The organism is Pseudomonas sp. (assembly GCF_049645325.1).
Lineage (GTDB): Bacteria > Pseudomonadota > Gammaproteobacteria > Pseudomonadales > Pseudomonadaceae > Aquipseudomonas.
In genome coordinates this window covers 1-7,963 of record NZ_JBARTQ010000052.1, presented here as the reverse complement: position 1 = coordinate 7,963, position 7,963 = coordinate 1, and the positions used below count along the sequence as shown (strand labels likewise).

General features: G+C 60.2%; 8 protein-coding genes and 2 pseudogenes. 5 read left to right on the top strand and 5 right to left on the bottom strand.

Annotated elements, in window-relative coordinates:
• The coding region (locus WBB95_RS02330; protein WP_424486109.1) for a lipase family protein at window positions 1-2,018 on the top strand (2,018 nt) is incomplete at its 5' end.
• Between the two features lie 9 nt (window positions 2,019-2,027).
• Here the strand turns inward: WBB95_RS02330 and codA are convergent.
• From codA to WBB95_RS02305, 5 genes and pseudogenes are all read right to left on the bottom strand, one after another.
• Window positions 2,028-3,263 (bottom strand): cytosine deaminase, encoded by a 1,236-nt coding sequence (gene codA / locus WBB95_RS02325; RefSeq protein WP_424486108.1) that lies wholly within the window; start codon window positions 3,261-3,263, stop codon window positions 2,028-2,030.
• A 77-nt stretch (window positions 3,264-3,340) separates the two neighbouring features.
• A pseudogene (locus tag WBB95_RS02320) lies at window positions 3,341-3,778 on the bottom strand (GNAT family N-acetyltransferase); the annotation flags it as partial.
• A gap of 27 nt (window positions 3,779-3,805) precedes the next feature.
• A pseudogene (locus WBB95_RS02315) lies at window positions 3,806-3,895 on the bottom strand (transcriptional regulator); the annotation flags it as partial.
• A 50-nt stretch (window positions 3,896-3,945) separates the two neighbouring features.
• Window positions 3,946-4,302 carry a 6-carboxytetrahydropterin synthase QueD gene (gene queD / locus WBB95_RS02310; protein ID WP_003237990.1) on the bottom strand — a complete coding sequence of 119 codons (357 nt, stop codon included), beginning with the start codon at window positions 4,300-4,302 and terminating at the stop codon, window positions 3,946-3,948.
• Window positions 4,303-4,399: 97 nt separating this feature from the next.
• Entirely contained in the window at window positions 4,400-5,479 is a 1,080-nt protein-coding gene (locus WBB95_RS02305; protein WP_424486107.1) for a patatin-like phospholipase family protein, read from the bottom strand.
• Between the two features lie 160 nt (window positions 5,480-5,639).
• Here WBB95_RS02305 and WBB95_RS02300 point away from each other — a divergent pair, with 160 nt between their 5' ends.
• The 4 genes from WBB95_RS02300 to WBB95_RS02285 form a co-directional block, all read left to right on the top strand.
• Entirely contained in the window at window positions 5,640-5,942 is a 303-nt protein-coding gene (locus tag WBB95_RS02300) for a PepSY domain-containing protein (protein WP_424486106.1), read from the top strand.
• Window positions 5,942-6,256, top strand: a complete 315-nt coding sequence (locus tag WBB95_RS02295; protein WP_424486105.1) for a PepSY domain-containing protein — start codon at window positions 5,942-5,944, stop codon at window positions 6,254-6,256. The genes WBB95_RS02300 and WBB95_RS02295 overlap by 1 nt, the downstream gene beginning before the upstream one ends.
• Window positions 6,256-6,924, top strand: a complete 669-nt coding sequence (locus WBB95_RS02290) for a response regulator transcription factor (RefSeq protein ID WP_424486104.1) — start codon at window positions 6,256-6,258, stop codon at window positions 6,922-6,924. Before WBB95_RS02295 ends, WBB95_RS02290 begins: the two co-directional genes overlap by 1 nt.
• The coding region (locus WBB95_RS02285) for an ATP-binding protein (protein WP_424486103.1) at window positions 6,921-7,963 on the top strand (1,043 nt) is incomplete at its 3' end. The genes WBB95_RS02290 and WBB95_RS02285, both read left to right, overlap by 4 nt.

Genomic DNA, 7,963 nt, shown 5'->3' with positions numbered 1-7,963 from the left:
ACGACAGTACCGGGCGCCGTTACGAAGGTCGATTGAATGGAGAAGGATTCGCCAAGCTGCAGGGTTTTTATTGCGGCCCGGTCGTTCTTAAATTGGATGGCCTGTATTCCGGAGTCGAGGATCCGTATAGCCTTTTGCAGAGCCGTCGAACCTACCCGCTACCTATTACAGAACTTCAAGTTCGCGCCGAACAAACCCGGTTCTCTGCCAAGGATGGCCAGCGTAGTGAAGGCAATCCCGCACAGTCTCAAGCAGACCGGTTTTATCAAGTTGAAGTGCGGGATCTGGTCCGCCATGTGGCTCACCTGCCGCCGCAATCGCCTAGAGCCCATAGCCCTGAACGTCATGCCTTGAAAATGATGGCCGATCTTGGATTTGGCCCGCCTCAGCCCAGCCTGACAGGCGTTGTGTTATTTCCCAATCAACACAGCGTGTTGGAAGTGCGGCCTTTACGCGCATTGCGTCCGACGCTATCCACTGACGACCAGTTCTGTGCCTTGAACCTGTATCAGTTGGCCCTGATGTCGGCCCTGAGTTATTGCGACTTTGGCCAGCAACCTCTGGAGAAACCTGCTGATCAAGTGACCTTCCCGTTGGACCCAACCGTTGGAAATCTGTTTGCTGAGAAACTTTCAATGTTCCATGAGGCTTGGCGTATTGATCCAAAACAGACAGAGCGTTTTTACCCGCTTTATGAAGAGGTCCCTTACTCCCGGCGCTTCGAGATCCTTCCTTTCGATCCAGTGTTGTATCCACAAAATCGTCCACAACCTAAGAAGCAACAGGAGCACCCAGCAAGACTGCATTTTTTCGATGATGAAAAATTCGGGACTGACACTCAGGCCTTCATCACTCACCACGATGAAGTCATCCTGATTTCTGTACGAGGCACGGTCAGCGGTGCCGATATCCTGCGTGACGCTAACGCCCACCAGGTTGATTTTGCCGAGGGTGTCGGTCGGGCACATGAGGGCTTTTATCTGGCTTATCGAGCGATGCACAAGTTTGTGCTGCGATACCTTGATCAATTCCATACTGGCCAGCGCATTCTAATCTGCGGTCATAGCCTCGGCGGTGCGATCGCTTTACTCCTCGCCGAAAGCCTGCGCAGAACCCTCAAAACCGACTACAACATCCTCCTCTACACCTACGGCGCCCCCCGCGCCGCAGACTCGGTATTCACCGAAGGCGCCTCATCCTTGGTCCACCACCGCATCGTCAACCACAACGACCCGGTCCCCAGCGTTCCCGCCCCGTGGATGAACACCACCGCCAAACTCTGGGTTCCGGGCGCCGTTATGCTTTTCAGCGCGCCAGCCTCTGGTGGCCTTCTGTTTGCCGCAGGCCTGGTCGGCGTCGGTGGCAACCCGTACGAGCATCATGGCGAACAGCAGCACTTCATGCCGATAAAGCTCGCGGACGGCACCCACTCTTCGGTCTTATGGAAGCCCGGGTGTGAGTCCATCCTGGAGGCGGGTTGCAACCGCGCGCTGCAACTCAAAGGCGATATGCCCGACCGCGATAACCTGCTCAGACAGCTGTTCCAGGCCAGTCAACACTTCATGACCGCCAGCTACATCCCTGCGGCGTGGGCTACGTTGCGTCGCTGGCAACAAACCATCGACAGCCAGGGGCCGTTGGTCACGCCAAGAGAGTTTGAGCTGATCGACCACGCGCTGGAAACAATGACGCAGCAATTGCGCGACAAAAACCGTGAACTTGACCGTCGTCGCCCGCCCAATCAGCGCGGTAATGCACACGCACACAGCCAGGCGTTGAATGCTGAAATCGACCGGCTGCGTACCAGTCGCCAACGCCTGGAAACCCTGCGCTGGCGTCGCCTGGAAGCACGCGATGTGTATGGCAGTCACGCCCAGTCCAGCCAGCTGCAACCCAGCCTTAAACGCTGGTTCAGCCATCGGGAGAATCGCGAGGTATCGCAAATCGCCAGTATTCCAGCGCCCTCCCACAATGATCGGGGGAGGGCGCAAACACTGGATATCGATTCGATTGTTTAACCGAACCGTTTACAAAAACTCCACCTGGGCTGGCTGCCGTTTCATCAGCACTTTGCCATGGCGGATCGAGTACAGCGGCAGGCCTTGGCTGCGGATCACTTCATAGTCGCTGTCTGCCGACAGGATCAACAGGTTCGCCGGCCGGCCCGGTTCCAGGCCATAACGCTCACCCAAGGCCATGGCCTTGGCGCTGTTGTCGGTGACCAGGTCGAGGGCGCTTTGCAAGGTGCGGTAGCCGAGCATGTGGCAGATGTGCAAACCGGCTTCAAGCACGCGCAGGATGTTGCCGTTGCCCAGCGGGTACCAGGGGTCGACGATGGAGTCCTGGCCGAAGCACACGTTCATGCCGGCTTCGAGCAGTTCGTTGACTCGGGTGACGCCCCGGCGTTTCGGGAAGCTGTCGAAGCGGCCTTGCAGGTGGATGCTTTCGGTGGGGCAAGAGACAAAACTGATACCCGAGTGACCCAGCAAGCGAAAGAGTTTGGCGCAGTAGGCGTTGTCGTAGGAGCCCATGGCCGTGGTGTGGCTGGCGGTGACGCGTGATCCCATGTCGCGGCTGCGGGCTTCTTCGGCGAGCACTTCGAGAAAGCGTGAATGTGGGTCGTCGGTCTCGTCGCAATGCACGTCCACCAGGCAACCGGTGCGCTCGGCCAGGTCCATGAGGAATTTCACCGAGCTCACGCCTTGGTCACGGGTGTACTCGAAGTGCGGGATGCCACCGACCACATCGGCGCCCAGGCGAATGGCTTCTTCCATCAATTCGCGGCCATTGCGGTAGGACTCGATGCCCTCCTGGGGGAAGGCGACGATTTGCAGGTCGATCAGGTGGGTGGTTTCTTCGCGCACTTCCAGCATGGCTTTGAGCGCGGTGAGGTCGGGGTCGGTGACATCGACGTGGGTGCGCACATGCTGGATGCCGTGGGCGGCCAGGGCCTGGATGGTTTTCTTGGCGCGGGCCTTGGTGTCTGCCTCGGTGATGGTGGCTTTACGTTCGCCCCAGCACTCAATGCCTTCGAACAACGTGCCGCTCATGTTCCAGCGCGGTTCGCCAGCGGTGAGGGTGGCATCGAGGTGGATGTGCGGCTCGACGAAGGGCGGGACCACCAGGTTGCCGGCAGCGTCCAGGTCGTCGGCGGCCAACGTGGGCGCTGTTGTTTGCGCGGTGATACTGGCGATCCGGCCGTGTTCCAGGTGCAGATCATGCAGGCCTTCACGGTTGCGCAGGCGGGCGTTGATGATATGCATGGGCAAGTTCCTCTTGGGCAAAAAGCAGTCAGGCGTTCATTTGGATCAGTCGAACAGGGACTGGGTGGTATCTCCAGAAGACGCTTGGTCATGTACACCCGGCGCAGGCCCTGATCCTCGGCGCGATGGGTTTCCACGTAGCCTCGGCGGGTGTACAGCGCGATGTTCTCAGTCATGGCCTCGTTGGTATACAGGTGGATGGCTGAGTAACCTGCGTCGATGGCCTGCTGTTCAGCAAAGTCCATCAACCGCCGCCCGAAACCCAGGCCTTGGGCCTGCGGCGCGACGGCCAGGTTATCCAGCAACAGCCCGTCATCACTGTCCAGCAGAATAATAAAGCCTTGAACCTGCCCCGCAGGGTCGAGCACATGCACGCCACCGGCTTCGATGCACTGGCGATAGTCCGCCAGCATAGGGCCAGGTTTGCGCCCGATGCGCTCGATATACGGCGAGTAGGCCGCCTGGACGATAGTCTCAATGGCCGCAACATCGTTAACAGTAGCGGGGCGCATCATTGCTGCGGGCTCCTTTCAAAAAAACCGTCAGTCTGCTGGCGCCTCGAAGATCGCTTCGATACTGCGCTCGAACACCTTGGCGATCTTGAACGCCAGCGGCAAGCTTGGGTTGTAGCGTTCCAGGCGAAAAAAAACCACCCGCAGGTGGTTTTTTCAACAGCTTTCGCTTACTCGCCGCGATAGATGCAGCCGCTGGTGCAGGTCTCGTGGATGCGAATCGCACTGAGCTCCGGCAGCAGGGGTTTGAGTTCAGTCCAGATCCATTTGGCCAGCACTTCGCTGGTCGGGTTTTCCAGGCCTGGGATGTCGTTGAGGTAGTTGTGGTCGAGGCGCTCATACAGCGGCTTGAAAATCGCCTTGATCTCCGAGAAGTCGCGAATCCAGCCGGTATGGGGATCCAGGTCGCCGCTCAGGTGGATGGCCACCTTGAACGAATGGCCATGCAGGCGCCCGCATTTATGGCCTTCCGGCACGTGGGGCAGGCGGTGGGCGGATTCGAACGTAAACTCTTTGAAGATTTCCACAGTATTTTCAGCTCGGTCAGGTATCTGGCAGGCGGCGAGTTTAACAGCTTGATCCCTCGCCGGGCATACCGCCCCTCCGTGGTCGCACTGTTTGGCGTCAAAGGGCCTGCAAATGCTCGCCCAATTGGCCGTTATCCGCCAGCCGCAGGAATTCATCGCCCAACCGTTGGCTTTCGCTCATCGAGGTTTGCCAGTATTTGTTACGGCTCGCGTCATCGCCCATGAAACGCTTGAAGTCGCTGCGGTCCGGCAATTTACCGTGGGGCAGGCGTGCCAGGTAGTCCTTGGACGGCGCCAGCAGCAACACATCCTGCAAACCTTGTTGATTGCTGCGCCGCCATGGCAGGCCTTTGTCGAACCAGCCCGGAATGACCCGGTCAGTGAAGTGCGGGTACAGCACGATGTCATTGCCGTGATAGGGCAGGTCGAGGTGGTAGTCCAGCAGGCCGCCGTCGCGGTAGGTGCCGACACCGGCTCCAGGCAGCTCGCGCACGCCTTGCATCACCATGGGGATCGAGCCCGATGCCAGCAGCGCCTGACGCAGGTTGCCCAGTTCGAGGTCGAGGAAGCGCGACGGGAAGTCTTTCAGCGGGTGCACCGGTGGCGCCTGGCGAGGGTCATGGATGATCAACCGTTCGAAATGCCGCGACAGCCGCGCGCGGCCCCGCAGGTTATCGGCGATCACCGACGACAGGCCCAGGCCCAGGCGCCCTCGGTGGTCGTCGGCGAGCAGGCCGTGGCTTTTGACGACCATGATGTTCAGGCGATAGTCGGGGTTGTCCAGCACCCGCGCGTCGCGGCCGGCCAGCAGGTCGTCGAGCATGCGTCGGCAGCTCTGGCTGACCTCGGCCATGCTCACGCCTTTGGCGAAACGTTGTTCGTTGTACAGGCGGCCAAGGTCCAGCAAGCCCTGCACCGGGTCGGGCAGGCAAGCGCTGGCGAATCGCCAGGAACCGATGGAGGCACCGATCAGCGCACGTTCGCGCGGGGCCCGTGGCAGCCAGTCGCCGAACAGCGCCAGGTCCAGGCCCTGGATACCCAGCGCCTTGGGGCCGCCGGCTGCGCCCGGGAGAATGCCCACGTCGGCAGGCTTCAGGCCTTGCTCACGGATGCGCGCAAAGGCGCGTTTGCCGGCCTTGAGCGTCAGGGCGGGAAACTTGATGTGGATGGCTGTCATACCGGTCTCAATTGAAGCGAGCGGGGCATTATAGGAAAACTCGTACGAGGATAGGTAAAGATGACTATTGGAAATTGCCATGGTGGCAATTCAGTTTCAGTTAAGTTGCGGCGGTTACCGTGGCCGGCGTAGGAAAAACATCCTGAAACGGAGACTTATCATGAAGCGCCTCACAGCGCTGGTCGCTGCCGGTATCATCGCCTGCACGGCGGCACAGGCCTGGGCAGTTGACCCTGGCAAGCCGCTGAAATTGCCTGTCACTGTTACAATTGTCGCCTTTGATCGGTTGGAAGCGGCTGCCCTGGCGCTGCATCCCGGTTCGACCTTGCTGGACACCGACTTGGATGAGGCCTACGGCAAGTACCTGTATCAAGTTGAACTGGAAGATGCCGACGGCATCGAGTGGGAAGTCGAATTGGACGCGCTGACCGGGCACGTTCTCAAGAATCATCAGGATACGTAATGACGGTATATCGACGCGCCAGCGGTTTGATGGTGCTGGTGCTCCTGGCTTTTTGCTCAAGCCTTGCTGCCCGCGACCTCAACCAGGATGAAGCCTTGGCATTGCGCCAGCAGGGAGTGATCCTGCCGCTTGAGCAACTGTTGCAGCAAGCCATGGCACGCTACCCCGGCTCGCGGCTGCTGGAAGCCGAGCTTGAACTCAAGCATGGCCAATATGCTTATGAAGTGGAGCTGGTGACCACCCAAGGTGTGGTGCGCGAGATTAAACTGGATGCAACGACCGGTGTGCTGCTCAAAGATAAGGAAGACGACTGATGCGCCTGCTCCTGGTGGAAGACAACGTACCGCTGGCCGATGAACTGCTGGCCGGCTTGCAGCGCCAGGGCTATGCGGTCGACTGGCTGGCCGATGGGCGCGACGCCGTGTATCAGGGCCGCAGCGAACCTTATGACCTGATCATCCTCGACCTCGGCCTGCCTGGTTTACCTGGGTTGGAAGTACTGGCGCAATGGCGTGCGGCCTCCCTGGCGACACCGGTGCTGGTTCTTACCGCCCGCGACTCCTGGGCCGAGCGCATCGAAGGGCTCAAGGCTGGCGCCGACGATTACCTGAGCAAACCTTTCCACCCTGAAGAATTGCACCTGCGCATCCAGGCGCTGCTGCGTCGCTCCCACGGCCATGCCAACCAGCCCACGCTGCAGGCCGCCGGTCTGCATCTGGACGAAGGGCGCCAGTGCGTGCTGCGCGACGGCGATGAAATCCAATTGACCGCCGCTGAATTCCGCCTGCTGCGTTACTTCATGTTGCACCCGGAACAGATCCTCTCGAAAAGCCACTTGGCCGAACACCTCTACGACGGTGAGACCGAACGCGACTCCAATGTGCTGGAAGTGCACGTCAACCACCTGCGCCGCAAGTTGGGCCGCAGCGTGATCGAAACCCGGCGCGGCCAGGGTTACCGGTTCGGCGCCGGCCCTGCATGAGGTCGATTCAGCGGCGCCTGAGCCTGGGGCTCATCAGCGTGATGGTGGTCGTCGGCGTGGTGCTGGCGCAAACCAGTTTGTGGCTGTTCGAGGCCGGGTTGCAGCGCTACCTGGAAGCGGGCCTGCGCAATGACAGCGAGAACCTGCTGGTGGCATTGGTGCGCGGGCCGGACGGTTTGCAATTGCATGAGAACCGGTTGTCACCGGCTTACCAGCGGCCGTTTTCCGGGCACTACTTCCGGATTGATTTTGCCGATAAGCATTGGCGCTCCCGCTCGTTGTGGGACCAGGACCTGCCGCGCCTGCCTGAGGCCGGGATCAAGGGCAATTTGCAGCTCGGGCCGGAGGGGCAGCAGCTGTTGGTCCTGCGTGAGGACTACAAGCGCTTCGGCCAATCGATTTCCATCAGCGTGGCCCAGGACTACACCCCCGTGCGGGAAAGCTTTCGCCTGATGCGTCAGATTGGTCTGGTGCTGGGGCTGGCGGCGTTGTTGTTGGTGTTGATCCTGCAACGGGTCACCGTGCGTCGCGCCCTGCGCCCGCTGGAAACAGCACGTAACCAGATCGCGCAGTTGCAGCAGGGCCAGCGCTCGCAACTCGATACCCAAGTGCCACTGGAGCTTGAACCGCTCGTGGCGCAGATCAACCACCTGTTGGCCCACACCGAAGACAGCCTCAAGCGTTCGCGCAACGCGCTGGGCAACCTGGGGCATGCCTTGAAAACCCCGTTGGCGGTGTTGTTGAGCGTGGCATCGAGCGAACAGCTCAAAGACCATCCTGAATTAAGCAAACTGTTGCGCGAACAACTGGAACAGGTGCAACAGCGCCTCAACCGCGAGCTCAATCGTGCCCGTCTTGCCGGTGAAACCTTGCCGGGTGCTTTGTTTGACTGTGAAAAAGAACTGCCCGGCCTGCTGGCCACCTTGACCATGATTCACGGTGATCACCTGGACCTGAGCTACCACGTGCCCCCCGGCCTGCACTTGCCCTGGGACCGTGAAGACCTGTTGGAACTGCTGGGCAACCTGTTGGACAACGC